Below are 24943 nucleotides of genomic sequence, written 5' to 3'. Positions count from 1 at the left end.
TTGCGCAACCTGCGAGGGCGGCAAATGGATGCATCATGCAGAAATCTGTCATCAAAGCCCTCCTTGGAGTTGCGCGGGCCGGGACGGCCGCTAGGGACAGGAAAAGCCAACCACCGGAGGTTGACCGGATGCCTTGGTAGCCTCTTTGGCGAATATTGAAAAGCCAAAATGCGTCAATTTGCAGCACGAAGGGTCGAACTGTTGCCGATCGGACACAGATACTGGCCGTTACCTGCCCTTACTGGCCGTCACCTGCCCTTCACACCTGCCGGTTCGCGACCCTATTCAGTGGGTCTGCAGCACGAATTCCCGCATGTGAATCTCCGCCTCCCTGGGCGAGAGCGGTTGCCCGATCACCCGGCCCTGCACCAGGCTGCAGCCCAACGCCTTCAACAGCGCCGCCTGTTCGGGCGTATCCACTCCGACCGCCGAGACCTGCAGCCCGAGGCTGCCGGCAAGGCCGACGATCGACTGAACAAGCTGTTGCTGTTTCGCGCTGTGGTTCACACCATCGATCAGCACCGGACTGATTTTGACACCGTCGGCCTTCAGATGGAGGAGTTGCCCCGCTCCGCCGTGCCCGCTTCCGAACATGTCCAGCGCAATCCGGCAGCCGATGTCCGAGAACCTGCCGAGATCCCACGCCACGCCGTCGGCATCGTCGAACCGGATGATCCTTTCATCGAGTTCGATGACGATATCTGCGGCCGGCAGATCGTTTTCCTCGCAGAGTTGGGAAATCAGCGCCGGGAAGCCGGGATCCCTGAGGCTTGCCTCCGTCAGGTTGACCGACAGGAAGACGTTGGCATCGGCGGCTTCCCGCAGGCGCTTGACTTCCGCAATGCCGGTGCGCACCGCAAACCGCTCGATCTGGGCAATACTCTTTCCGTCTTCCTGCAGGGACAGCAGCCTGACCGGATCCACCAGACCTTCTGACGGGTGAAGCCACCGTGGCAGAGCTTCGTAGCCGGCGATCTGCTGCCGCTCGAGGCTGTATTGCGGTTCAAACAGCAAGGTCAGGGCTTCGTTTTCAAGGTCCTGGTCCAATTGGGCCATGGTCATTCGCTTGTGTCGATGCGCGGCTCCGAGCGCGTCCGTGTACCAGGCAAACTGACTGCGTCCCGATTTCTTGGCGGCGTAGAGCGCCAGGTCGGCCCGGTGGATCAGTTCCGAAGAACTCGCTTTCGTGCCATCCGCCAGCACCAGCCCAACACTCCCGGCCACCTTCAGGTTCTGATGGTCCACCTTGACCGGTTTGGCCAGGCCATCGAGGATCTTCTTGCCGATGGTTTCCATTTCCTCCGGGCCGAGAGGATCGGATACCACCGCGACGAATTCATCGCCGCCGATGCGCGCCACCAGGCCCTTGTCGCCCATGACCGATTTCAGCACGTCGGCGGTGTGCCGCAGGACCGTATCGCCGGCGCAGTGGCCGTGGCTGTCATTGATATCCTTGAAATGATCAAGATCGACATGAACGATGCCAATCAGGCTCTCCGGCCCGGCTGCGGCCGAAACACGCTCCTGAAGGAATGAGGTAAGTTTCGCCCGGTTGGCGACGCCGGTAAGGTCATCGTGTTCGGCCTGATGCTTCAACCGGCTCCGCACCGCCTCCAGCTCTTTCATGTGTTCGACCTGGCTGGTGACGTCCCGGCAGATGAGGATGATCTTCGTCTCTTCTTCGGTTTTGCCCTCGACCACGGCAAAGGTGAGCTGGTTCCAGAAGAGCTCTCCATTCTTGCGTCTGTTCAGAATCAGTTCCTCGACGCCGGAACGGAATTTCGTCAGGTCGTATTTGAAATTCTCGATTTCTTCGGCAGACAGCTGGTTTTCCGAGACCAGGACGAATTCCTGCGGGCGCCGCCCGCGGACCTCTTCCGCGCTGTAGCCGGTAATGCGGGAGTAGGCGGGATTGGTCCATTCTATGCGCCCATAGATGTCCTGCATGACCAGGCCTTCGTGGGCATGTTCCACGACCAGCTTCAGGATGGCTGCGTCATTTCCGAATTCGGAAGTGTCGTTGCGGCCGGACTGTCCGCCTGCCGCCCTGCCCCGCAGATAGCCGACAGAAAGGAACGTGAGCGCGGTTCCCAGAAAGAATATCAACTGCTGCACAGGCCCCTCAGCCAGGAATTCTGTCATATTCCATCTTTTTGGCAGGAAAAAACATATGGTTACTTATAAACTCAATCCTGAAACAATTCCTAAACAAGTAAATTCGACTGAGGAATATTGGTATTTATATCAATAAGTACTTCAACGGATAGATCTTCGGTTGGTTAACCCGCCCCATCACAGAGCCAGCTGCGATCGTTTCGATCACGTCTCACCCTGGATTTCGTTCACCCGCTGCGCGCCGCAGCGCCAGAACTCTCGGCCGATGTAGCGGGTCGACTTGCCGGCTTTGTCTCGCCGCTCTGGCCGTATTGACGGCGGTGCGTCAGTTTAAGGGGATCGTAACCGCGCTCTGTCCCATAAAATTGGATGCACTGGTCGCTCCAGAGCGATCCGAAGGACGCCGGACGGGCGGCGAGCGGCAGCGTCAAAGCCCTTGGCTGATGCAACGGCATTGGGCGGCGGACTTTTCCGCCACTATGGGGTTCTTCAGGCCGCCCGAACGCTTTGCAGAAACTGGCTCACCTGCGCCTCAAGGCTGCTGGAAAGCTGGCCGAGCTCCGATGAAGCCCGGTGCATCTCGCCTGTCGCCGAGCGGCTGGTCTCCATGACACCGCTCAAGGTGCCGACATTGCTGGTGACCTGATCCGAACTTGCCCGTGCGGTCAGCGCATTGCTGCTGATTTCCTGCGTGGCCGCTGATTGCTCTTCCACGGCCTCGCGGATTTTCCCGGATATCTCGCTGATGCGGCCAATGGTTTCCGTGATCGAGCGAATCGCGGTTTCCGAAAGCTCGGCGACCTCCTGGACGGCGGCGACCTGGGCGGAAATGTCGTCCGTCGCCTTCGTGGTCTGTTCCGCCAGGACCTTGACCTCGTTGGCAACCACAGCAAAGCCGCGTCCTGCCTCCCCCGCCCTGGCCGCTTCGATGGTCGCGTTCAGGGCAAGCAGGTTGGTCTGGCTGGCGATCCGGCTGATGAGTTCGACGATCTCGCCGATTGCCCGACCGGTTTCCGACAGACGTCCGACGATTTCATCCGTCTTGCGCGCCTCCTGAACGGCGGTGCTGGCGATGTCGGTGGCCTGGTCCACATCTTCGCGCACGCGCCTCAGCGATCCGGACAGGCGGTCTGCCGAATTGGTGACGATCTCCACCGAACTGGCAGCTTCCGACGTGGCGATATGGACTTCCTGCACGGCCTGGAGCGAGGAATTCACCGCGCTGCTGAGCTCCATGGAATTGCTTTCGACACTGCCGGCTGCCTTGGTAAGAGCCGCCACCACGCCGAGGACCGATTTTTCAAAATCGTCCGCGACATCCTGCATCAGCGATTTGCGCTCTTCGCTCAAGGCCTCCTGATGCGCCAGTTCCTGGCGCGCCTGTTCCCTGGCCCGTTCGGCAAGATTGCCCCTGAACGCGATCACGGAGCGCGCAATCGCGCCGATTTCATCACTGCGCCCGGCCCCCTCGATCTCAATATCGAAATTCCCGTCCGAGAGTTTATCGAGGCCGGCCTGCAGGCGGTTGAGCGGCCGTGCGATGCCCAACGCCAGAATGATCGCAAGGCCCAGAAAAGCCAGACCGACCGGTGATACCACCAGGCCGATCGTGATCATCTGGTCCATGATGAGACCGTCGATATTGGCCGCGACATTTCCCGACAGAAACTGCTTCGCACCGTCCGCCGTGCCTATTTCCCGCATGAAAGCCTGTCGAAAGGTGTAGAAGGCGAAAGCCGTACCGGCCATCATGATGGCGGCGGCGGTCAGGACCATGGCCACAAAGCGGCCCTTGATTGATAATGTCACGAGAAAACTCCGGCAGTCATTTCAAGCCCGGCAACTGCGGGTGGGGTTTCCCGGATCATCCGCCAAGCAAACGGATCTTTAGCCTGCCGGGCGTAAAGATTCGGTAATCCGCCATGCTCGGGAAAATACTTAGGGTATGGCCACATAAATGCCGGACGCTGAAGAGAACCACCGGCAGAAGCTGCCGCGCGATCAGGCCACGGCCGTCTCCGGCTTCAGGAAACCGCCGGACTGACGTTGCCAGAGCTGCGCATAGAGGCCGTCCTCCTGCAACAGCAGCTCTTCGTGGCTTCCCTGCTGCACGATCCGGCCCTTGTCCATGACGATCAGACGGTCCATGGCGGCGATTGTCGACAGGCGGTGGGCGATGGCGATCACCGTCTTCCCGGTCATCAGCCCCTGCAGGTTCTCCTGGATCGCGGCTTCGACCTCCGAATCCAGCGCAGACGTTGCCTCGTCCAGCACCAGGATCGGCGCGTCCTTCAAGAGCACGCGCGCGATGGCGATACGCTGGCGCTGCCCGCCTGACAGCTTGACCCCGCGTTCCCCGACAAAGGCATCGAACCCGTTCCGGCCCCGCTTGTCTTCAAGCTGCTCGATGAAGTCGAGGGCGTGTGCCTTGCGCGCGGCCTCCAACAGCTCTTCTTCGCTCGCCGATGTCCGTCCATAGCGAATGTTTTCCCGGATCGACCGGTGCAGCAGGGACGGATCCTGCGTCACCATGCCGATGGAACGGCGCAGGGACGCCTGCGTGACGTCCCTCACATCCTGTCCGTCGATGAGGATACGCCCGGCCTCGACGTCGAAGAACCGCAGGAGCAGGCTCGCCAGAGTGGTTTTTCCGGCTCCCGAGGGCCCGACGAGCCCGACGCGTTCCCCCGGCTTGATCGACAGGTTCAGATGATCGATCACACCGCCCGTCTTGCCGTAGTGGAAGCGGATGTTCTCGAACTTGACGGCGCCTTCTGCGACGACCAGATCCCGGGCACCTGGCATGTCCGTCAGAACGATGGGCTTGACGATCGTCTCCATGCTGTCCTGCAGCGAACCGAAATGGCGAAACAGGCCGTTCAGCTGATTGAAGAGCCGGTTGAGGAGAATATTCAGCCGCAGGATCAGGCTGAGTGCGAAGGCGACATGGCCTGTGCTGATGCCGCCATCCTGCCAGATCTTCAGGGCCATGGCCGCAATGGCAACGATCATCACGCCGTTGATCAGGCTCATGATGATGCGGATGGTCGACAGCAGTCGGGTGAATGTCTTCAGTTTCCCGATGAAGTTGTCGAACGCCGCCCCGGCGCCGCGGCTCTCCTCCAGCGCCGACCCGAACAGCTTGACCGACTGGATGTTGGTATAGGTATCGACCAGACGGCCCGTCACCCCCGAATAGGAATTGGCGACCGCCTTGGAGGCGCTGCGCACGCGCGGAACGATGTTCCAGGCCACCACCGCGAAACAGCTCAGCCACAGAGCCACGATCGCCCCGAGCCTAAGGTCCAGATCGGCCACGAGAACCAGGGTCGTGAGCGCGTAGACGATAATGAACCAGGCAACCTGCAGCAGGTTGGACATGAAGTCGCCTGCGGAGAGGCCGGCCTGCATGACCTTTTGTGTCAGACGGCCGGCAAGGTCGTCCTGGAAATAGCCAAGGCTCTGCTTCATCACCCGCTGGTGACTCTGCCAGCGCACGAGGTTGAAGAACCCCGGAACGATCGTCTGCTCCTCGACCAGCGAAATCAGGACGAGCGTGAGCGCCCTGAGCACGAGGACGATAAACGCCATCCCCAGGAGCGTCCATGCATGATCGGCGAAGAAGGTCTCCCGGTTACCGCTGTCCAGAAGATCGACCAGCTTGCCGAGAAAATTGAAGACCGCCACTTCGATGAAGGCCGCGGCCCCGCCCAGCACGAGCATGGCGGCAAACGGCCAGCGAACCTGGCTGACGAAGTAGAGCAGAAAGGCGAAGCCGCCGCGCGGCATGTCCCGGCCGGGAGGCTCCCTGAACGGATCTATCCAGGTTTCGAACAAACGGAAAAGAGGGGACACGGGCGTCTCCATGGGGAGGGGCAGGAGCGAATCTCTCCTATCCTACCCACCTGGCGAAAAAATGGTCCAAGGGTAATTAGGCCAGGGTAAGGATAGTGCAAGCGCGTTGGCGAGCGGGTTGGTGCATCCGGGCAGGCGCATCAGTGCAACAGAGTGTTGCGGGTCTTGAGCCAAGACACAGCGCCCTCGAAAAAGGTCTTGGGGCCGCCATGGCCGTAAAAGCGCATGCCGCCATTCTCCCCCTTTGCCGCTGCATCCGCGCTCAATTTCAGCGCGGTCATCTCATCGCCCATCAGGATGTAGGTTGCTATGCGCGTGATAGCGTGACCGCGTGGCGGCTTCTCGATCTTCTCCAGTAAGGCTACAAACTCCTGGAGTGTCGCATTGCGCATGAATGCCTCGAGCTGTTGGTTCGACCACTCAATTAAACGGATTGCCTCCACGTCAGGGTCTGTCGACACTTCCGGGAAGATCTTCGTGACAACGAGCGGAGCGCATACGCTGCCGAGGATTCTCCACGAAAGAGGCTGTTCATTCCACTCCTCGTGGCCCACAAGGCGCCAGAGGATAGGATCGATAGCCATCGGTTTTGCGTTAAATTGCCAACCTATACTTCCCTTGGGCGGCACATGCATCCAGCTTTCGAAGAACCATCCCTGATGCTCGCGGAACAAGACGCCTTGAATGCAGCGCCAACCTGTCCCGCGCCGATGCGTACGCAGCGATTTTTGCAAGGCGGCCCTCAGGGCGCGCCTGGCACGAGCTTCGGATGTCCTTGACGTCACGCTCACTCCCCCAAGTCCTATCGACAAAGCTTCCCGCTTTTCACACGCTACCGAGTTGAAATACCCGACATTCTGCAAGTAGCTCCCGAGTTTGTCACCGATGATAGCCGAACAGGCAGGATTGGGAAGTCGGGAACCACGTCCTTGGGTCGGACGCCGCGTTCGATCTCGAGCGCTTGCCGTCATGACAAATGCCGGGTCACCTGTTAAGCACGACCGGTCCCTGCCCGACAGCCCCCGAAGCGCCATGCCAGACATCGCCCTCTACCAGCCGGACATTCCGCAAAACACCGGCACCATTCTCCGCCTGGCAGCTTGCCTCGGCATCACCGTGCACCTGATCGAACCGGCAGGCTTTCCGATCTCGGACAGCGCGCTCAAACGGGCCGGCATGGACTATCTGGAACGCGCGGCGATGATCCGTCACACATCCTTTGCCGCCTTCGAAGCCTGGTGCCGGGAGCAGGACCGCCGGCTTATCCTCTTGACGACCAAATCCGCCGGCCCCTACACGGACTTCTCATTCCGGGCCGACGACATCCTGCTTATGGGCCGGGAGAGTTCGGGCGTACCGGAGGGCGTTCACCAACGTGCCGACGCGCGGCTGACCATTCCCATGGCCGAAGGCATGCGATCGATCAATGTTGCGGTCTGCGCGGGCATGGTACTCGGCGAAGCCTTGCGGCAAACTGCGCGATTTCCTAAGAACCTGAAATGAATTCCAATTCCGTCCGCTGATCCGTCCCAGGTACGGACACCAACCAGTCTAGGCCAATCCCATGAATGCACCTTCTCCGGAAAACCGCGGCGGTCCGATCCCGGACGGTATCGAGGACAAGAAAGTCACCGCCTCGACCTGGTTTCAGGAGCTCAGAGACCGGATCTGCAAGGCATTTGAAGACCTGGAGGACGAGATCGGATCCCTGCCAGGCCCTCTCGCCGAGCAGCCCGCCGGCCGGTTCGAGCGCACTCCGTGGGAGCGGACCGACGGCACGGGCGCCAAGGGCGGCGGCGGTGTCATGTCCCTGATGCATGGCCGCGTCTTTGAGAAAGTGGGTGTTCACATCTCGACGGTCCATGGCGAATTCTCTCCGGAATTCCGCGGCCAGATCCCTGGCGCCAGCGAGGATCCGCGCTTCTGGGCCTCCGGCATCAGCCTGATCGCCCATCCGCAAAATCCCCATGTGCCTGCCGTTCACATGAACACGCGCATGGTGGTGACCACCCGCCAGTGGTTCGGCGGAGGCGCCGATCTGACCCCGGTCCTGGACGCCCGGAGGGCGCAGGAAGACCCGGACACGCAAACCTTTCACGAGGCGATGAAGATGGCATGCGACGCCCATGACGTCGCCGACTATGCGGCCTACAAGGCCTGGTGCGACGACTATTTCTTCCTCAAGCACCGCAACGAACCTCGCGGTGTCGGCGGCATCTTCTATGACTATCTCCATAGCGGCGACTGGAGCGACGATTTTGCCTTCACCCGGGACGTCGGGCTGGCTTTCCTGAACGTCTATCCGGAGCTCGTCCGCCGGAACTTCGAAAAGACCTGGAGCGATGCGGAGCGGGAAGAACAGCTCGTCCGCCGGGGCAGATACGTGGAATACAACCTGCTCTATGACCGGGGCACGATCTTCGGCCTGAAGACCGGCGGCAACGTCGCCTCGATCCTGTCCTCCATGCCGCCTGTGGTGAAGTGGCCCTAGCGGGCGGATTTTGCTGAGCGCTTGACCGCGCAGAACCGGTCTTCAAGGACCATGCGCGCAAACTGGGAAAGCATGTCCTGGTCCAGTTTCGGCCCCATCTGCTTCATGATGCTGACGGCGACCCGGGGCGGCGCCCCGTCCTTGTAGGCGCGCCGCTCCGTCAGCGCGGCAAAGATGTCGCAGATCGTCATCAACCGAACATCCTGGGAAATCCGCTCGCCCGTCAGTCCGTCCGGATACCCCGATCCATCAAGATATTCGTGATGCTGCACCGCCATCTTCTTGATGGCGACGGACAATTCGTGTCTCGGCTTGAGGATCACGCGGCCGATGTCCGGGTGCCGATTGATGATCTCGCGCTCCTTTTCCGTAAGTTTTCCCGGCTTGTCGAGAATGGCGAGGGGAATGCGCGTCTTGCCGATGTCATGCACCAGACCGCCGGCTATCATCTCCAGACAGGCCTCCTCCGGCCAGCCCAGATGCCTGGCAAACATGCCCGCAAGACCGGCCACCATCAGCGAATGGCAGTAGGTGCCGCTGTGATGGGTGTGAACCGCGTTGAGCCAGACCGAAAGGCCGTCGAGCGACAGTGCGGTCAGCATTTCCGCTGCGCTTTCGCTCATGAGATTGACCTCGATATCCGCGCCCTCGATCGCCGAAAGCGTGAGGCTTTCCAGAAAGGCATTGCTTTTCCGGTAGGCCTCGGTGGTTTGCCTGGAAAGCCCCGGCGGCAGCGCCTTGCAGATATCGTTTCCAGTGAGCGCGCGAATCCTGGTCAAAAGGACCGCAACCGGCTCACTGCGGTCAAGCGCCTCGAACTTTCCCAAAGCCCCGGCCTGGATGAGTTCCCGGCGGTTTTTCCGGTCGAAAAGGCAGATCACCGGAATGCCGGCGACGCCTTCCCAGGCCTTCAGCGCCACCAGGCCCGCCTGCCCGGCGTCCTGCAAGTCGACAAGGGCAACCTGCGCATCTCCGACCGTTTCCCGTGACAGTCCGGCCATGGCAGCCCGGCGTGCCTTAAAGAACAACGGCAAGCTTGCTGCGGGTGAGGGGCTGGGGAGAGGCCCGTCCGAGATCAGGACAATTTCCATTCTTCGCCTTATCGGTCTCGCGGCAACGCGGCAGCTAAAAAAGCATCTTCCGTATACAACCACGAAGATGGCGCAGTTTTCCTTTAGAAACTTCTAATTGTTGTCGGCCAATTCGGCCGACAACCTCATTAAGTCCTGTTTGCTCAACGAATAGCCGCTGTCGCGCCATGCGGCTTCCAGCCGGCTCAGGAGATTGCCGAGCTCCGGTCCCCGCTCGTGGCCGGACGCGATCAGATCGGCTCCCTTGAGAGGGAATTCCGGCACGGGCTCTGTCCGCAAGGCAGACAACATGGCGGCAAACCTATCGTCGTCGCCCTGGTGCTTCTGGGCACGCATACCTGCCCAAAAAGCAAGAAGCCCGTCGATCGCCCCTTGCCGGCCGAACTCGTAAACGAGGGATGCGGGTGTCGGGAATGCCGGCGACTTCTTCAGCCGCTTCATCGCCGCCCAGGCGGCTCTCATTCTCTTGCGGTTCGCATTGGAAAGGCGGAAGCGGTCGCAGATCCGTTCCAGGTCTTCACGGACAAAGCCGGCCAGAACGACGAGCCCCAGTTCGTGATCCCGCGTTTCGGGTGCGACTTCCTCCAGGCTCCGCAAGGCTTCAAAATCGTCGATACGTGCCAGGCCGCCGGTGGCGATTTCCCACAATCCGCAATCATTCATCATGCGCAGGGCGGGCGCCGCCAGCGGAGCCCGCAACAGCCGGCGCATTTCGTGGCCGATCCGCTCGGCGGACAGTTGCCTGAGGCCGTCCCGCTGGCGCAGGCACGCTCCGAGCCCGTCCTCATTCATCTTGCCGGCGCCATAGGCTGCATAGATGCGGAAGAACCGGAGGATGCGCAGATAGTCCTCCCGGATACGCGTGTCCGGGTCTCCGATGAAGCGGACGCGGCGGGAGAGGCAGTCTTCCAGTCCGCCCAGCGGATCGTGCACGTGTCCCAGCCGGTCCGCATAGAGCGCGTTCATCGTGAAATCGCGGCGCTCGGCGTCCCGCGTCCAGTCCCTTCCGAAAACCACCCGCGCCTGACGGCCGAAGGTTTCGACATCCTCGCGCAATGTAGTGACTTCGTAGGGAACACCGCCGCTTACGACCGTCACCGTGCCATGATCGATGCCGGTGCCGATCGCCTTCAGTCCGGCTTCGGCCGCGCGCCTCATGACGTCTTCGGGCAGAGCGGTCGTGGCGATGTCGACGTCGGGAACATCGTGCCCCAACAGCGTGTTGCGCACCGCGCCGCCAACGACGCGGGCCTGGTCTCCATCCTGTTCAATCGCGGCAAACAGGGCCTGAATGCCCGCGGACCGCAACCAGTCCGCCTGCCGGATTATGTCATCTGCCTTGGCTGTCATCGCGTCATTCGAACCGGCCGGGAACAAAAACGCCGTCGCGCATCTCCGAAGGCCGGAAGTTCTTGCCCTCCGGGCTGGTGTCGGTGACCGCCATCACGACCAGGCCGGCGATGACCAGGACAAGACCGGCGAGGGTCAGCCAGGCAATCGGCCCCTTCGTCCAACTGTCGGGATGCTTGCTCCTTTTGCTGAGCCACAGCCAGATGGCGTAGCAGAAGAACGGCAGAAGGAACAAGATAATGTGAATGACAACAAAGCGCAGCATCAGCGGATAACCGTTTCATAAAAGGATCGGATGATGCCGGCCGTCACCCCCCAGATGTACCGCTCGCCGAAAGGCATGGCGTAAAAATAGCGGCGGTGGCCCTGCCATTCCCGGCTCAGTTTCTGATGGTTGGCAGGGTTCATGAGAAAATCGAGCGGGACTTCGAAAACCGCCTCGACCTCGTCCGGATTGGGACGGTAGGGTGTTGCTTCCCGGACAGCGCCGACGATCGGAACGACCCGGTAGCCCGAGCCGGTCAGATAGGTTGGCAGATTGCCCAGAAGCTCGACGCGCTCGCGAGCGAGCCCGATCTCCTCTTCCGCTTCTCTCAGAGCCGCCTCCGCAGGTCCGCTGTCGGTCGGATCGATCTTGCCGCCGGGTAAGGCGACCTGACCCGCATGGGAGGTGAGGTGCCCGGTCCGTTGGGTCAGGATGAGGTTCGGCCCCCCGTCGCGCTGCACGATACCGATCAGCACCGCGGCATCGCGCGGCGGGCCGTTCCATCTGGCATAGGGTCCGAGCTCCGGGTTGAGAGTGTGGTCGCCGGTTTCGCGCCCGCCTTGCCGCCGGCCTGCGTCGGCCAGGCGGCGCTGCAGTTGGCGGGCCCAGTCCGGACCGGCAAATGTGTCGTTCATCAGCGATACAGTCATCAAGTTCGGCCGTTCGATAGCGGATCCAGGGACAGGGGTTGCTGTCGCAAGCCCTCAGTCCTCCGCAGTCAGCAGCTCGGGCGCGACTGCAAAAAACCGTCCTGCGCTCCAGATCCCCGTTTCGGTCCTGTCCCCGTCTCCACGCTCTTCCATCAGATCGGCAAGCTGAAACATCAGCGCACGCGTAAACAGCGCTTCCAGCCTGCCTCTGACATGAACATAGGGTTTCAGGCCGCCACTGTCCGGTTCTTTTTCAAACCTCAGGGGATGATCGGGGCCGACCCTGACGAGATCACCAAGATTTGTCCGCAGCGTCAGGGCCTGATCCTCGCCCTTGCCTTCCACGGCCAGCTCCACGGCCAGGAGCGGTGCGTCTTCGACGGTGATGCCGATCTTTTCGACCGGCGTGACCAGATAGTGCCTGCCGTCCTCGTCCCTGCGCAGAACGGATGCAAACAGCTTGACGAGCGCTTCGCGGCCGATCGGCGAGCCGAGATAGAACCAGGTGCCGTCGCGGGCGATGCGGATGTCGAGATCCCCGCAAAATGGCGGATTCCACTTTTCCACCGGAGGTGGCGTCTTGTCCTTGGAATCGGCCCGGCTCATCAGGGCCCTGAGCCCTTGCGGCATCGACTTGTCCAACTTGACGGATCCGTCGGGCATCGGCCTGTTCATCTCCTGCTCGTCAGATAATGACACCCGGATTTTTAGCAATTCCGGGCCTCGCGTGTTTGTCACACTCCAGGATCCGACAACTTCAGGCCGGTCCTTATCCCCAAGCCGTGGCAAGAAACTTGGAGCTTTCCACTGTATGGCGCACAATTACGCCTTATCTACTAATTCATATGGTGTCAGACTGCCAGAGTCGCAGCAACAGTCGCAGCAACTCGAACCGAGAAATATACAATCCGGGCAGCACCGGCGGCCGGGACAATAAATTACGGGAAAGGTGATTCATGAGCGTTGTTTCTCCCTCTAGCCCTTCCGACGAAGATCTCGCTGCCGTGGCAGAGCAGGCAGAACGGGCGGTCAATCGTATCGGCGATGCCAAGGCCGACATTGCCCGGATCATCTTCGGGCAGGAAGCCGTGGTCGAACAGACCCTCGTCACCATTCTCTCCGGCGGCCACGGGCTTCTGGTCGGGGTTCCCGGCCTTGCCAAGACCAAGCTGGTGGAAACGCTCGGCACGGTGCTCGGGCTTGACGCACGCCGCATCCAGTTCACACCGGACCTGATGCCGTCCGATATTCTGGGGGCGGAGGTGATGGAGCAAAGCGTCGAGGGCAGCCGCTCCTTCCGTTTCATTCCGGGACCGGTCTTTTCCCAGCTCCTGATGGCCGACGAAATCAACCGCGCCAGCCCGCGCACGCAGTCGGCGCTGCTTCAGGCCATGCAGGAATATCACGTCACCGTTGCCGGGCATCCTCACGACCTGCCGCGCCCGTTCCACGTGCTGGCCACGCAGAACCCCCTCGAGCAGGAAGGCACCTATCCGCTACCCGAAGCCCAGCTCGACCGCTTCCTGATGCAGATCGATGTTCATTATCCCGATCTGGAAGCCGAACGCCGGATCCTCCTGGAAACAACCGGTGCCGATCAGGCCAGGGCGCGGGTCGCCATATCCGCGGAGGAGCTGATGGAGTACCAGCAGCTCGTGCGCCGCATGCCCGTCGGCGAGTCCGTCGTGGAGGCGATCCTGAATCTCGTGCGCTCGGCACGGCCGGATCCGGATGCGCCGCCTTCCGACGTCACCAGGCTGATCGCCTGGGGCCCGGGACCGCGCGCCAGCCAGGCGCTGATGCTGACCGTGCGCGCCCGCGCGCTGGTCGACGGCCGGCTGGCGCCTTCCATTGACGACGTGCTGGCGCTTGCCGAACCGGTCCTGCAGCATCGTATGGCGCTGACATTTGCCGCCCGGGCGGACGGCCACACGGTACAGAATGTCATCCGCAAGGTGAAAGAAGCGCTCGCCTGATCCAACCCTTCCAGGAGCCACACAGGATGGACCCCAGCAACAAGACGGCAGGCATCGACGAGAGCACGTGGCCGAACGTGATCGGCGAGGCGCGCTCGGTCGCCGATGCCCTGCCTGATCTGCTGGTTGAAGCCAGCCACGTGGCCAGCTCCGTCATTGCCGGCTGGCATGGCCGCCGCCGGGCAGGCCCCGGGGAAAGCTTCTGGCAGTTCAGGCCGTTCAACGTCGGCGAACCGGCAAAACGCATCGACTGGCGACGGTCCGCCCGGGACGACCACCTCTACGTCCGCGAGCGGGAATGGGAAGCCGCGCACACGGTCTGGCTCTGGGCGGATCTGTCACCGTCCATGGTGTTCCGCTCACGCCTGTCGGAAGCCAACAAACGCGACCGGGCTATCGTCCTGATGCTGGCCATGGCGGACATGCTTGCCGAAACCGGCGAGCGTATCGGCCTTCCGGGCCTCACGCGGCCGTTCTCCGACCGGCGCGCGGCCGAAAAGCTGGCGGACGCCCTGGCGCATCTGTCCAAGCCGCTCGCCTTTCCCGACACGACGTCGGTCAAGCGCTTTGCCGATGTGGTCCTGATCTCCGATTTTCTCGACCCCATCGATGAAATCGCCGCCTGGATCGCCCGCGTCGCCGGGACGGGAGCCCGCGGGCATCTGGTTCAGGTCATGGACCCGATCGAGGAAACCTTCCCCTTTGGCGGGCGCATCGAATTCACCGATCCGGAAAAAGGCATCCGCCTGACCACCGGCCGGGCGGAAAACTGGCGTCAGGAGTACCAGAACAAGCTGGAAGCCCACCGCGAGGAGATCAGGAGCATGACCCGGCGGGCGGGATGGACCTATGTTCTCCACCACACCGACCGGCCGGCGGCGGAACCCTTGCTGGTCTTGCACAGCGCGCTTTCCGGCACCCTGGACATGATGCACAGAGGAGGCGTCTGACCCATGCTTCCGCTGACCTTTACCGCGCCCTGGATACTGGCCGCACTCGCCCTTCTGCCGGTCATATGGTGGCTGCTGCGTCTGACCCCGCCGCGCCCGCGCAGCGTTCAATTTCCGCCGACGCGCCTGCTGCTCGACATCGACCAGCACGAGGAAACGCCGCAGCGCAGTCCCTGGTGGCTGACGCTGCTGCGCCTCCTCCTGGCCGCCCTGCTGATCATCGCTCTGGCCGGTCCTGTCTGGCGCACCGCCGACCCCGTCCAAACAGGCGATGGCGTCCTTTGGCTGATCGTCGACAACGGCTGGACCTCCGCCAGGGACTGGGAGGCGCAGAAAGGTGCGGCCGAACAGATCCTCACCACCGCCGAACAGGCGGGCCAGCCCGTCCTTTTTGCGGCGACCGCCGAAGGTCCCGGCCAGAACATGACGCCGGAATCGGCGGCTGTTGCGCTTGAAAAACTGCGCGCGCTCGAACCCCGTCCCTATCCCCCACCCCGCGCCGAACTGAGCGCCGGCCTGGCCGAAGCGGCAGCTTCAGCGCCGCCCGGCGCCATTGTCTGGCTGTCGGACAACACCGGCACCGCGGACAGCTTCACGGCCGATCTCGACCGGATCGCCGGCGATGCCCCGGTCACGGTGATGACCGGCCTTGAAACACCCATGGGCTTGAAGGATCTGGCGAACGATGCCGAAGCGCTTTCGCTCACCGTCGTCAGGCACCCGGCGCGCAACGCCAGTACCGCAACCGTACAGGCCCTCGACCTGAAGGGTCTCGTCCTTGGCGAAGTCCAGAGCCGCTTCGCTGCCGGCGAAACCGAGACGGCGGTCCGCTTCGAATTGCCGACCGAGTTGCGCAACGACATCGCGCGCGTCGAAATATCGGGCGAAGCCGCGGCCGGCGCCGTGCAACTGGTCGACGACAGCTGGCGGCGCCGCACGGTGGGCCTGATTTCCGGCCAGTCCGGCGACCTGGATCAGCCCCTTCTCTCGCCCATCTACTATCTGGAGCGGGCCCTGGCGCCGTTCTCCGACATCCGCCAGCCGCGCGAGGCCGACATCGCCCGCGCCGTTCCTTCGCTCATCGACCAGGGCATCTCCGTTCTGGTGCTCGCCGATGTCGGCCGGTTGCCGGACACCACGGTCGAGACCCTGCGTGAATGGGTGCAAAACGGCGGCACGCTCGTCCGGTTTGCCGGCCCCAGGACCGCCGGCGGCAGCGACGAACTGATACCGGTGACCCTCAGGGACGGCGACCGGTCCTTCGGCGGCTCGCTGACATGGAAGCAACCCCAGCAATTGGCCGACTTTCCGAAAAATTCGCCCTTCTCCGGCCTGAAGACACACGACGAGGTGACCGTCACACGGCAGGTTCTGGCCGAACCCACGGCAGACCTGCCCGACCGGACCTGGGCGATGCTGGAAGACGGCACGCCGCTCGTCACTGCCGATACGCTGGGTGCCGGAAACATGGTTCTTTTCCATGTCACGGCGGACTCCACCTGGTCCAACCTGCCGCTCTCCGGCGTTTTCCTGAACATGCTGCGCCGGATCCTGGCGGTCTCCAATGTCGCGGCCGCGTCTGAGACGCCGGACGACAGCACGCCGTCCCAGAGCGTCCTGCCGCCCCTGCGCCTGCTTGACGGCTATGGCCGTTTTCAGTCGCCGCCGGTCGAGGTCACGCCAGTCAACGCGGCCGTGTTCCGCGACGCAGCCGCCAGCCGCAGGACGCCGCCCGGCCTTTACGGCACGGAGGACGGCTTCCGCGCCCTGAACCTGATGCAGAGGGAGGACGAGCTGTTGCCGCTCGACCTGTCGCCACTTGGCGGCGATGCCGTTGAAACCGCTTATCCGGAATCCGATCCGTTCGATCTGCGTTCCGTGTTTTTCACGCTCGCATTCCTGTTGCTGGTCCTCGACGCGATCGCCGTGTTCCTGCTGGCCGGCGGGCTGAGCCGCGTCCGCCTGCGCACAAGGACCGCCGGCATCGCCGTTGCACTCGCCCTCGGCACCACCGCCCTGGCCGTCTCCGGCCCGGACGCTGCCCGCGCCCAGTCGGATTCCGGCGACCTCAGGGCTCTGGAATCGACCCTAGAGACCCGGCTGGCCTACGTGATTACCGGCAACCCGGAAATCGACGACACCAGCGCCGCCGGTCTTGCGGGCCTCTCCCGCTTTCTGGCCGAACGCACGGCCCTGGAGCCGGGAGATCCGATCGCAATCGATATCGCCCGGGACGAACTGTCATTCTATTCCCTGCTCTATTGGCCGATCGATCCGGCGGTCGACAAGCCGGACGGGCGCACTATTGCCCGCATCGACACGTTCATGCGCAACGGCGGCACGATCCTGTTCGATACGCGCGACCACATCAACACGGCGGCCAATGGTTTCTCAACCACGCCGGCGACCCTGAAACTGCGGGAAATCCTGGAGGACCTGGACGTTCCGCCCCTGGAACCGGTTCCGCCCGACCATGTGCTGACAAAGGCATTCTATCTTCTGGAAACCTTCCCGGGCCGCTATTCGACCAGTCCCTTGTGGGTTGAAAGCCTCGAGGAGATTTCCGCGCGCGGCGACCGTCCGGTGCGGGCGGGCGACGGAGTATCGCCGCTCCTGATCACCGGAAACGACTTTGCGGCGGCCTGGGCGATCGCCCCGTCGGGTGACTTCATGTATCCGACCGTGCCCAACGATCGCTCGCAACGCGATTACGCCTTCCGCTCGGGCGTCAACATCGTCATGTACAGCCTGACCGGCAACTACAAGGCCGATCAGGTGCACATTCCCGCCTTGCTCGAACGGCTCGGACAATAGGAACGCAGATGGTCTGGTCTCTCTCCTTTGCCCCGTTGCTTCCTCTCTGGGCGCTCTACACCGGCCTCGGCATCGCCCTGGTGCTGTCGATCCTTGCCGCATTTCTCAGTTTGCGCGGCTGGCTGCTGAGAGCCCTCAGCATGGCTCTCCTGCTTCTGGCACTGGCCAATCCGGCCGTCGAGCGGGAAGACCGCGAACCGTTGTCGAGCATCGTCGCCCTTGTCGTCGACAAGAGCCAGAGCCAGCGCCTGCGCGACCGCGAGGCGACAACGGACCAGACCGCCGAGGCCATACAGGAGCGGATCGAGGCGCTGGAAGGCTTCGAGGTGCGGGTCATGGAAGGACGCAACACCGGATCCGGCGATGGAACGGAGCTCTTTCAGACCCTTACGAATGGCCTTGCGGACGTGCCGCCGGAGCGGGTCGGTGGGGCGATCATCATCAGCGATGGCCAGATTCACGACACGCCGAACAATGCGGGATCCCTCGGCTTCGACGCGCCGGTCCACGGACTGATTACAGGAACCGCCGACGAGCGCGACCGCCGCATCGTTCTGGACAAGGCACCGAGATTCGGCCTCGTCGGATCCGAACAGACCGTCAGCCTGACCGTCGTCGACCAGGGCCGGGCAACCGGCCCGGGCGACCAGGTGCGCCTCACCGTCAAACGCGACGGGAACGTGGTCACCGAACGGACCGCACGCACGGGCGAGAAGATCGACATTCCAGTGGAAATCAACCATGGCGGCGACAATATCTTCGAATTCGAGGCCGAGCCTCTCCAGGACGAGTTGACCACCCTCAACAACCGGGCCGTGGTCACGATCGACGGCATCCGCGAAAATCTTCGCGTTCTTCTGGTCTCCGGCTCGCCCCACGCGGGCGAGCGCACGTGGCGCAATCTCCTCAAGTCCGATGCCTCGGTCGACCTGGTGCATTTCACCATCCTGCGCCCGCCCGAGAAGCAGGACGGCACGCCGATCAACGAGTTGTCGCTGATCGCCTTTCCGACGCGGGAATTGTTCTCGGTCAAGATCGACCAGTTCGACCTGATCATCTTCGACCGCTATGTGCGGCGCGGCGTTCTGCCGATGCTCTATTTCGACAACATCGCCCGCTATGTGCGCGAGGGCGGCGCCGTTCTGCTTGCCGGCGGACCGGATTACGCGGAAAGCGGCAGCCTCTACCGCACGCCGCTCGCGCCCATCCTGCCGGCGCGGCCGACCGGCACCGTCCTGGAACAGCCTTATCATGCAAGGCTTGCCGAACTTGGCGAGCGGCATCCGGTGACCAGAGGCCTGCCGGGGGCGGAACAGGACCCGCCCGCCTGGAGCCGCTGGTTCCGCCTGGTCGATACCGAACTGGATGCGGGCCAGACCTTGATGTCCGGCCCGAGCGACGCGCCGCTTCTGGTCCTGAACCGGGAGGGCGAAGGCCGGGTGGCCATGCTGCTGTCCGACCACGTGTGGCTCTGGGCGCGCGGATATGAAGGCGGCGGACCGCATGTTCCGCTGTTGCGCCGCCTCGCCCACTGGCTGATGCAGGAGCCGGATCTGGAGGAAGAGGCGCTGAACGTGTCGCTGCGTGGCACGGACCTTGTCATCGAGCGCCAGACCCTTGGCGACAGCGTCGGCGACATCACCGTTGTCGCACCCACAGGCGACCGCAGGCAGGTCCCCGTGAAGGAAGAGGAGCCGGGCCTGTGGCGCGGCAGCCTGAAGCCCAATGAAACGGGTCTTTACTCCGTCACCGACGGCGAAATGAACGCGCTCATTCACGTCGGTCCGCAAAACCCGCGGGAATACACCGACGTGCTGTCCACCACGGAAGTGCTGAGCCCGATCAGTGAAGCCACCGGCGCTTCGTCGCGGCGCTTGAGAGACGTGGGCGGCGACCTCAGCCTGCCGCGCGTCGTGTCCATGCGCCAGTCGGCGAGCTATGCCGGCAACGGCTGGATCGGTCTCAAGGAGACCGGTGCAAGCGTTCTGAACGGCGTCGACCGCTATCCGCTGATAATCGGCTTCCTGGGCCTCGCCCTGCTGCTCGGCGCCCTGTCCCTGACCTGGTACCGCGAGGGGCGTTAACGCCCCGTCAGGACGGCTCTAGGTCCTGGTCAGGAATTAAGAATTACCTGATCAGAACCTAGGACTCGTGCATCCAACCCGGATGCACGGCACCGCTCGGCATGTCGCCCCCGTCAAGCAGTGCAATCAACAGGCGGGCGGGGTCGACCGGTCCCGGCAGGGTAATCCGGCCGAACGGCACCTGCGTGAAGCCGAAGGGGCTGTAATAGGGCGCATCGCCGACGAGCAGCACGACCTTGTCGCCGGCCCCGGCAGCGGCGTCCATGGCCGTGCGCATCAGGGCCTTGCCGAGCCCCCGGTTCTTGAAATCCGGAGAGACGGTCAGCGGCCCCAGCAGCAGGGCTACGGTTTCCCCGATCGTGATCGGTGTCAGACGGATGGACCCGGCAACACGGGAGCCCGCAACGCCGACAAAGGAAAGATCCGGCCGGTGCGGCACACCTTCCCGGATGCGGAAGGCCGTGCGGGCGAACCTTCCCGGTCCGAAGGCTTCGGCCTGGAGGTCTTCGATTGCAGTCGTGTCGGAGGCGTCTTCCGGCCGGATGACCCAGGTGGTCTGTTTCATGTGGCTTTTCCCAGCAAGCAGTCTTGTAACAAGCGCGCCTGCCTCCAGCCCAGATGAAATAAATCGGGAAACTCCGGGATCAGGTCAGCCGCGACGGTGCGAACGAGAGGCTTCTCGTCGGCTGGTTCGTCGTCGGAGCATCAGACCTGCGGTCATTGATCCCAGTCTCGTCAGTGATGCCGCATGCGTTTTCGCTCAGCGGCGGATCTTTTGTGAAGAAAAGCGGTTACCACCAACGGGCGGACCGGTCCAGCGCTTTTTGCAATGCTGACCCGCATGTCCATTGTTCACGCGTGCGAAACACAGCATTCAGTTGATTGATTTTCCCGGCCCGGACACAACCTGAGAGGAGAGAAACGAGAGGAGCACGCTATGGGATTGCTGGTTGACGGCGTCTGGAAGGACCAGGGATACGACACGAAGTCTACCGGGGGGCGGTTTGTCCGCAAGGATTCCACCTTCCGGAACTGGATCACCGCCGACGGCTCCGCCGGACCGAGCGGCAAGGGCGGCTTCAAGGCTGAAGCAGGCCGTTACCATCTGTTCGTCTCCTACGCCTGTCCGTGGGCACACCGCACGCTGATCTTTCGCAAGCTGAAAGGTCTGGAAGACCTCATCTCCGTTTCCGCAGCCCGGCCGCTCATGCTGGAAAACGGCTGGGAGTTTCCCGAAACGGGTCCTGTCGCAGACGCAGACTATGCCTGGCACATCTATGTGAAGGCCGACCCGCAATTTACCGGCCGCGCGACCGTGCCGATCCTCTGGGACAAACATCACAACACGATCGTCAGCAACGAATCCGCCGAGATCATCCGCATGTTCAATTCGGCCTTCGACGGCCTGACCGGCTCGACGCTGGACTTCTATCCGAAGGACTTGCGTCCGGAGATCGACGCGATCAACGAGCGGGTCTATCACACGGTCAACAACGGTGTTTACAAGGCGGGCTTTGCCACCGCCCAGGACGCCCATGAGGAGGCCGTCACCGCCCTGTTCGACACACTGGACTTCCTGGAAGACCGGCTCTCGCAGCAGCGCTATCTCGCTGGAGACCGGCTGACGGAAGCCGATTGGCGCCTGTGCACCACGTTGCTGCGCTTCGACGCGGTCTATGTCGGCCATTTCAAATGCAACATCCGCCGGATCGCGGACTATCCGAACCTGTCGAACTACCTGCGCGAGCTCTACCAGGTTCCGGGCGTTGCCGACACGCTCGACATGGAGACGATCAAGAACCACTATTACGGCTCGCACGAGTCCATCAATCCGCACCGCATCGTCCCGGTCGGCCCGGTCCTCGACTTCACGAGCCCGCATAACCGGGACCGGCTGAAAGCAGCGGCCTGACGCCTTTTCCTGTGCCGGCGCTCACCATCTGCCGCCGGTTGAAAAATCACCAGACCGGAATTCCCTCAGCCGCCGCTGCGTCGCGGGGCTGAGACCGTCCGGCAGTTGCTTCAGCGGAAAGAACGCGGCTTCGACAATTTCCGTGTTCGGCCGCAGGAAGGTCTCGGTCCCGGACCACAGGTGAATGTGGAACAGCCCGACATGGTCCCGTCCCGTTGCGTCCTCGTTGAGGTAGATGTTGAGCAGGGCCGGCTTGCAGTCCGCGGCGATGCCGACCTCCTCGAAGACCTCCCGGCAGGCGGCCTCCTCGAGCGTCTCTCCCCTGTCCACGCCGCCGCCCGGCAAATACCAGCCCGGAATATAGCTGTGGCGGACCAGCAGAACGCGCTCGTGCTCATCGGCAATGATGACCCTGACGCCAAGGGTGTAGGGATTGCGGAACAGCCCGGCTCCCTGGATCAGGCGCCGCGTCCATCCTTGCGGCAGAATTGAGAGAATCTTCAGCATTTTTCCCAAGATACCGGATCAAATCATGAACCAGGAATTAATCGACCCATGCGGCCACTGCAGGGCAGCCAAGTCAGAATAACGCTGCTCGACGGAACGGCGAATGCCTATATATCGGGCAAGATGACAAATTTGAAGGCAGCCTCCCCTGCCTGACTCACACGTTAAGGAAGAACCGATGTTCAACTCCCTGTTCGCCAAGCGCCGCCAGAACCGCTTCCACTGGAAGCCGTCCGTCGATCTCAGCAATCCGCGGATTGCTGCGTCCCTGTCCACCTTCCCGACCAACTAAGGTCGCCTTTCTGCTGTCTCCCCCGGACAGCAGAGAGATCCAACGGAGAAGCCCGATGTTCGGATTCGTAAATGTCGTAGAAGCGGCGCTGCGCGAAACCACCCGCACCGCGGACACCAGCCTGGCAAAGCCCCGCAAGCCGGTTCCGGCTGAGACCAAACCGGTCAAGTCGGCGTCCTGATCGGCGGCAAATCGTTGTTTCATATAGAGCGCCGCGTCATTTTTCCTTGACGTGGCGCTCTATGCTTTGAAGATGCGCTTCCATGTTCAAGCTCGCGCATCTCTCGGATCCTCACCTCGGTCCCCTGCCGGATCCAAACCTTCTGCAACTGTTTTCAAAGCGCATTCTCGGCTACCTCAACTGGCGGCGCAATCGCTCCAGGTTCATGGGCGGGAATTACCTTGAACAGCTGGTCGAGGACATGAAGGCGAGAGAGCCGGATCATATCGCGGTGACCGGCGACCTGGTCAATATCGCGCTCCCGCTCGAAATCAGCGGCGCCAGGACCTGGCTTGAGGATATCGGCGATCCGCACAACGTCTCCGTCGTTCCCGGCAATCACGATGCCTATGTGCCCGGGGCCATCAGGAAAGCCCGTGGCGCCTGGTGGCCCTACATGTCCGGTGACGATGCCGAGGAGGCCCCTGCCAGGGAAACGAAGCACGAAGCGACGTTCCCCTATGTCCGCAGGCGCGACGGCGTTGCCCTGGTCGGAGTGACCACGGGGCGCGCCAGTGGTCCCTGGTTTGCGACTGGGCGGGTCGGCAGCAAGCAGAGCCGGCGCCTGATAAAGATACTCGAGGGCCTGGGCGAGGAAGGCCTCTTCCGGGTCGTCATGCTTCACCACCCCCTTTCCGGCAAGCAACGCGCTGGCACAAGCGGCTTTCGGATGCCTCAAGAGTGCGCGCCGTGGTCAAGCGCGCGGGCGCGGAACTGGTTCTGCACGGGCACACGCATATCGAAAGCTATGAGACGATCGAGGGGCCGGCCGGCCCGGTCCCGGTCGTCGGCGTGCCCTCGGCGACCAGCGCGCCCGGAGGCAGCAAACCCGCCGCCCGCTACAATTTCTTCCGGATCGAAAAGAACGGTTCCGGCTGGACCTGCCACATGGAGGAACACGGCTTCGACGAACCGAACGAACCGGTCACGCTCCTGGCATCGCGGCAGGTGGAAATTCCGAACGGTGGCTGAGAAACAAAGTTCGATATTACCCAATTCCATGGCGCAAAAAGATGGTCAAACAGATCACTGTGACAGCTTTGTTTTTCCTGTTTGCAATCGAAGCTTTCGCAAACATATTTCCGATGGATGAAAAGTCTCAGAAACACCTGTCCCTGTTTTACTTCACTGACCGCTATATATTTGACGACACATTCAGGGAATGCGCGTTTTCTTGGCCGTCGGAACCGCCGGACAGGCAGTGTGCGCATTATTTCCAGGAGGCACGCGTCAATTTGGAAGGTTGGGGTATAGACTACGATCGCCGCATTGAGCAGATGATCCACGTTTACGTAGCGATCTCCAGTTCACTTCCTGGCCACTGCCTGGCCAAGTATAAGCAGAACAAAGAAATGTGCCTAATAGAGTACAAGACTGAAAAAGAAAAATTCGTGAAGGAAATAAACAGCGGCAACTGAAGGGAAACTCCCCGCGATCCACAGTATTAATAACCACGAGATCGTTTGAGCAAATGCGAGAATTGCGTCCCGATCATCAGGATCAGGTAAATCCGATAATTGCGGACAATCGACTGACATCTGACTCCATTAGGTAGCGCAGAAGCCAAGTCGATCGTTAAAACGGATTGGCGAACCAGGCAAAGGCGATCAGGCCGACGACGCCGGCGGCGATGCCGACACCGAAGGCACCTGCAACGGCCAGCCACGGCGTCCGGCTTTCCTTGACGCGGACCACCTTGGAGTCCTGCGCAACCTGGCGCAGGCGGTTGTTGAGCCAGTCGCCTTCCAGCGCCTTTTCGCGCTCCAGGACCCGTTCGGCGATGTATTCGGTGAGGCAGTCCGCCATATCGTCGATATTGGCGGTTTCCAGGATGACCACACGGCCGAGGCGGGTATCCTTGAGGAACCGGTACGTCCTGCGGTCGCCGCCGACGGCGACGTGACTGGTTGCATCGATCCACAGGCGCGGTGTCGAGCCGGAGACGATCTGCAGCGAGAACTGGTCATCGTCTTCGGGGATCTCCTTGAAGACGTCCTTCAGTTCGTCTGCAAGCATGTCCAGACGGGCGCGCTCGGTTTCCTGCAGTTCGACAACCACATCCGAGCGCTCAACCTCACCCAGCTGAACCTTGCGGATCGCATCGCGCAAGGAGCGCATGCGCGTATGTGGAACAACGTTATCCTGCATTTCAGACATGAGGTGCCTGACTCCGTTTTATGCCTTTGGTCAATAGAGTCTTAACCGACTCTCCTTGGCGAGAAACGGGCAAGAGACCCATTTGTGCCCTGTTTCCACTGGCATTGATCCAATCATGGTTAACGCAGCTTAGGAGATTTTTAACCGTGAAGCCAGTGACACCGGCTCTGGCCGGGAGCCTAATCATGGTTTATTCAGAGACAAATCGCGGATT

21 protein-coding genes and 1 pseudogene are annotated in these 24943 nt (G+C 62.1%); 10 read left to right on the top strand and 12 right to left on the bottom strand.

What is annotated here, in order from left to right:
- Nucleotides 1-285 precede the first annotated feature (285 nt).
- The 4 genes from ON753_RS26425 to ON753_RS26410 form a co-directional block, all read right to left on the bottom strand.
- On the bottom strand, nucleotides 286-2142 hold the full coding sequence (locus ON753_RS26425; RefSeq protein WP_265966999.1) for a putative bifunctional diguanylate cyclase/phosphodiesterase: 1857 nt from the start codon (nucleotides 2140-2142) through the stop codon (nucleotides 286-288).
- Between the two features lie 462 nt (nucleotides 2143-2604).
- Nucleotides 2605-3924: a methyl-accepting chemotaxis protein gene (locus ON753_RS26420; protein ID WP_265966998.1), complete on the bottom strand. Its 1320-nt coding sequence runs from the start codon at nucleotides 3922-3924 to the stop codon at nucleotides 2605-2607.
- A gap of 192 nt (nucleotides 3925-4116) precedes the next feature.
- Entirely contained in the window at nucleotides 4117-5904 is a 1788-nt protein-coding gene (locus ON753_RS26415) for an ABC transporter ATP-binding protein (protein ID WP_377047270.1), read from the bottom strand.
- A gap of 206 nt (nucleotides 5905-6110) precedes the next feature.
- Complete coding sequence (locus ON753_RS26410) at nucleotides 6111-6704, bottom strand: hypothetical protein (RefSeq protein WP_265966996.1); 594 nt, start codon at nucleotides 6702-6704, stop codon at nucleotides 6111-6113.
- 298 nt (nucleotides 6705-7002) lie between these two features.
- On the opposite strand from ON753_RS26410, the gene ON753_RS26405 reads away from it, so the two are divergent.
- Both ON753_RS26405 and hemF read left to right on the top strand, forming a co-directional pair.
- Nucleotides 7003-7473, top strand: a complete 471-nt coding sequence (locus ON753_RS26405) for a tRNA (cytidine(34)-2'-O)-methyltransferase (protein WP_265966994.1) — start codon at nucleotides 7003-7005, stop codon at nucleotides 7471-7473.
- A 61-nt stretch (nucleotides 7474-7534) separates the two neighbouring features.
- On the top strand, nucleotides 7535-8461 hold the full coding sequence (gene hemF / locus ON753_RS26400; protein ID WP_265966993.1) for an oxygen-dependent coproporphyrinogen oxidase: 927 nt from the start codon (nucleotides 7535-7537) through the stop codon (nucleotides 8459-8461).
- On the opposite strand, the gene ON753_RS26395 is transcribed toward hemF, so the two are convergent.
- The 5 genes from ON753_RS26395 to ON753_RS26375 form a co-directional block, all read right to left on the bottom strand.
- Complete coding sequence (locus ON753_RS26395; protein WP_265966992.1) at nucleotides 8458-9489, bottom strand: HD-GYP domain-containing protein; 1032 nt, start codon at nucleotides 9487-9489, stop codon at nucleotides 8458-8460. The two genes, hemF and ON753_RS26395, sit on opposite strands and share 4 nt — an antisense overlap.
- A 156-nt stretch (nucleotides 9490-9645) precedes the next feature.
- Complete coding sequence (locus ON753_RS26390) at nucleotides 9646-10902, bottom strand: CCA tRNA nucleotidyltransferase (RefSeq protein WP_265966991.1); 1257 nt, start codon at nucleotides 10900-10902, stop codon at nucleotides 9646-9648.
- A gap of 4 nt (nucleotides 10903-10906) precedes the next feature.
- Nucleotides 10907-11167: a DUF6111 family protein gene (locus tag ON753_RS26385; protein WP_265966989.1), complete on the bottom strand. Its 261-nt coding sequence runs from the start codon at nucleotides 11165-11167 to the stop codon at nucleotides 10907-10909.
- The gene (locus tag ON753_RS26380; RefSeq protein WP_265966987.1) at nucleotides 11167-11817 is read right to left on the bottom strand and encodes a CoA pyrophosphatase; all 651 of its coding nucleotides are present in this window, start codon (nucleotides 11815-11817) and stop codon (nucleotides 11167-11169) included. Before ON753_RS26380 ends, ON753_RS26385 begins: the two co-directional genes overlap by 1 nt.
- Before the next feature lie 54 nt (nucleotides 11818-11871).
- Complete coding sequence (locus tag ON753_RS26375; RefSeq protein ID WP_377047227.1) at nucleotides 11872-12492, bottom strand: DUF1285 domain-containing protein; 621 nt, start codon at nucleotides 12490-12492, stop codon at nucleotides 11872-11874.
- A 281-nt stretch (nucleotides 12493-12773) separates the two neighbouring features.
- On the opposite strand from ON753_RS26375, the gene ON753_RS26370 reads away from it, so the two are divergent.
- The 4 genes from ON753_RS26370 to ON753_RS26355 are packed head-to-tail and all read left to right on the top strand — an operon-like array spanning nucleotide 12774 to nucleotide 19641.
- Nucleotides 12774-13793, top strand: coding sequence for an AAA family ATPase (locus ON753_RS26370; protein WP_265966985.1), 1020 nt, complete (start codon nucleotides 12774-12776; stop codon nucleotides 13791-13793).
- A gap of 26 nt (nucleotides 13794-13819) precedes the next feature.
- Nucleotides 13820-14743 (top strand): DUF58 domain-containing protein, encoded by a 924-nt coding sequence (locus ON753_RS26365; protein WP_265966983.1) that lies wholly within the window; start codon nucleotides 13820-13822, stop codon nucleotides 14741-14743.
- A gap of 3 nt (nucleotides 14744-14746) precedes the next feature.
- Nucleotides 14747-17557, top strand: coding sequence for a DUF4159 domain-containing protein (locus ON753_RS26360; RefSeq protein ID WP_265966981.1), 2811 nt, complete (start codon nucleotides 14747-14749; stop codon nucleotides 17555-17557).
- 8 nt (nucleotides 17558-17565) lie between these two features.
- A complete protein-coding gene (locus ON753_RS26355) occupies nucleotides 17566-19641 on the top strand; it encodes a hypothetical protein (protein WP_265966979.1) in 2076 nt (691 codons plus the stop codon).
- 58 nt (nucleotides 19642-19699) lie between these two features.
- Here the strand turns inward: ON753_RS26355 and ON753_RS26350 are convergent, their stop codons facing one another.
- A complete protein-coding gene (locus tag ON753_RS26350) occupies nucleotides 19700-20206 on the bottom strand; it encodes a GNAT family N-acetyltransferase (protein WP_265966977.1) in 507 nt (168 codons plus the stop codon).
- Nucleotides 20207-20578: 372 nt separating this feature from the next.
- Here ON753_RS26350 and ON753_RS26345 point away from each other — a divergent pair, with 372 nt between their 5' ends.
- The gene (locus ON753_RS26345) at nucleotides 20579-21553 is read left to right on the top strand and encodes a glutathione S-transferase family protein (RefSeq protein WP_265966975.1); all 975 of its coding nucleotides are present in this window, start codon (nucleotides 20579-20581) and stop codon (nucleotides 21551-21553) included.
- 21 nt (nucleotides 21554-21574) lie between these two features.
- On the opposite strand, the gene ON753_RS26340 is transcribed toward ON753_RS26345, so the two are convergent.
- Nucleotides 21575-22060, bottom strand: a complete 486-nt coding sequence (locus ON753_RS26340; protein ID WP_265966973.1) for an NUDIX domain-containing protein — start codon at nucleotides 22058-22060, stop codon at nucleotides 21575-21577.
- Between the two features lie 347 nt (nucleotides 22061-22407).
- On the opposite strand from ON753_RS26340, the gene ON753_RS26335 reads away from it, so the two are divergent.
- The 3 genes and pseudogenes from ON753_RS26335 to ON753_RS26325 all read left to right on the top strand — a co-directional run bounded on the left by ON753_RS26335 (nucleotide 22408) and on the right by ON753_RS26325 (nucleotide 23990).
- The gene (locus ON753_RS26335; protein ID WP_265966971.1) at nucleotides 22408-22533 is read left to right on the top strand and encodes a hypothetical protein; all 126 of its coding nucleotides are present in this window, start codon (nucleotides 22408-22410) and stop codon (nucleotides 22531-22533) included.
- An 82-nt stretch (nucleotides 22534-22615) separates the two neighbouring features.
- Nucleotides 22616-23544 (top strand): annotated as a pseudogene (locus ON753_RS26330) (metallophosphoesterase family protein).
- A gap of 41 nt (nucleotides 23545-23585) precedes the next feature.
- Nucleotides 23586-23990 (top strand): hypothetical protein, encoded by a 405-nt coding sequence (locus ON753_RS26325; protein WP_265966970.1) that lies wholly within the window; start codon nucleotides 23586-23588, stop codon nucleotides 23988-23990.
- 157 nt (nucleotides 23991-24147) lie between these two features.
- Here ON753_RS26325 and ON753_RS26320 read toward each other — a convergent pair whose 3' ends face one another.
- Complete coding sequence (locus ON753_RS26320) at nucleotides 24148-24729, bottom strand: hypothetical protein (RefSeq protein WP_265966969.1); 582 nt, start codon at nucleotides 24727-24729, stop codon at nucleotides 24148-24150.
- Nucleotides 24730-24943 lie beyond the last annotated feature (214 nt).

Origin of the sequence: Roseibium salinum (assembly GCF_026240905.1) — a bacterium.
GTDB classification, from domain to species: domain Bacteria; phylum Pseudomonadota; class Alphaproteobacteria; order Rhizobiales; family Stappiaceae; genus Roseibium; species Roseibium salinum.
This window is presented reverse-complemented; position numbering and strand designations above follow the sequence as displayed.

Bases quoted from the DNA above. Each gene is read 5' to 3' on its own strand.
- ON753_RS26365 (WP_265966983.1), top strand. From the start codon at position 13,820: ATGGACCCCAGCAACAAGACGGCAGGCATCGACGAGAGCACGTGGCCG.
- ON753_RS26335 (WP_265966971.1), top strand. From the start codon at position 22,408: ATGTTCGGATTCGTAAATGTCGTAGAAGCGGCGCTGCGCGAAACCACC.
- ON753_RS26350 (WP_265966977.1), bottom strand. From the start codon at position 20,206: ATGAAACAGACCACCTGGGTCATCCGGCCGGAAGACGCCTCCGACACG.
- ON753_RS26405 (WP_265966994.1), top strand. From the start codon at position 7,003: ATGCCAGACATCGCCCTCTACCAGCCGGACATTCCGCAAAACACCGGC.
- ON753_RS26415 (WP_377047270.1), bottom strand. From the start codon at position 5,904: ATGCCGCGCGGCGGCTTCGCCTTTCTGCTCTACTTCGTCAGCCAGGTT.
- ON753_RS26425 (WP_265966999.1), bottom strand. From the start codon at position 2,142: ATGACAGAATTCCTGGCTGAGGGGCCTGTGCAGCAGTTGATATTCTTT.
- hemF (WP_265966993.1), top strand. From the start codon at position 7,535: ATGAATGCACCTTCTCCGGAAAACCGCGGCGGTCCGATCCCGGACGGT.
- ON753_RS26385 (WP_265966989.1), bottom strand. From the start codon at position 11,167: ATGCTGCGCTTTGTTGTCATTCACATTATCTTGTTCCTTCTGCCGTTC.
- ON753_RS26325 (WP_265966970.1), top strand. From the start codon at position 23,586: ATGGTCAAACAGATCACTGTGACAGCTTTGTTTTTCCTGTTTGCAATC.
- ON753_RS26370 (WP_265966985.1), top strand. From the start codon at position 12,774: ATGAGCGTTGTTTCTCCCTCTAGCCCTTCCGACGAAGATCTCGCTGCC.
- ON753_RS26360 (WP_265966981.1), top strand. From the start codon at position 14,747: ATGCTTCCGCTGACCTTTACCGCGCCCTGGATACTGGCCGCACTCGCC.
- ON753_RS26340 (WP_265966973.1), bottom strand. From the start codon at position 22,060: ATGCTGAAGATTCTCTCAATTCTGCCGCAAGGATGGACGCGGCGCCTG.
- ON753_RS26320 (WP_265966969.1), bottom strand. From the start codon at position 24,729: ATGTCTGAAATGCAGGATAACGTTGTTCCACATACGCGCATGCGCTCC.
- ON753_RS26380 (WP_265966987.1), bottom strand. From the start codon at position 11,817: ATGACTGTATCGCTGATGAACGACACATTTGCCGGTCCGGACTGGGCC.
- ON753_RS26390 (WP_265966991.1), bottom strand. From the start codon at position 10,902: ATGACAGCCAAGGCAGATGACATAATCCGGCAGGCGGACTGGTTGCGG.
- ON753_RS26345 (WP_265966975.1), top strand. From the start codon at position 20,579: ATGGGATTGCTGGTTGACGGCGTCTGGAAGGACCAGGGATACGACACG.
- ON753_RS26355 (WP_265966979.1), top strand. From the start codon at position 17,566: ATGGTCTGGTCTCTCTCCTTTGCCCCGTTGCTTCCTCTCTGGGCGCTC.
- ON753_RS26375 (WP_377047227.1), bottom strand. From the start codon at position 12,492: ATGAACAGGCCGATGCCCGACGGATCCGTCAAGTTGGACAAGTCGATG.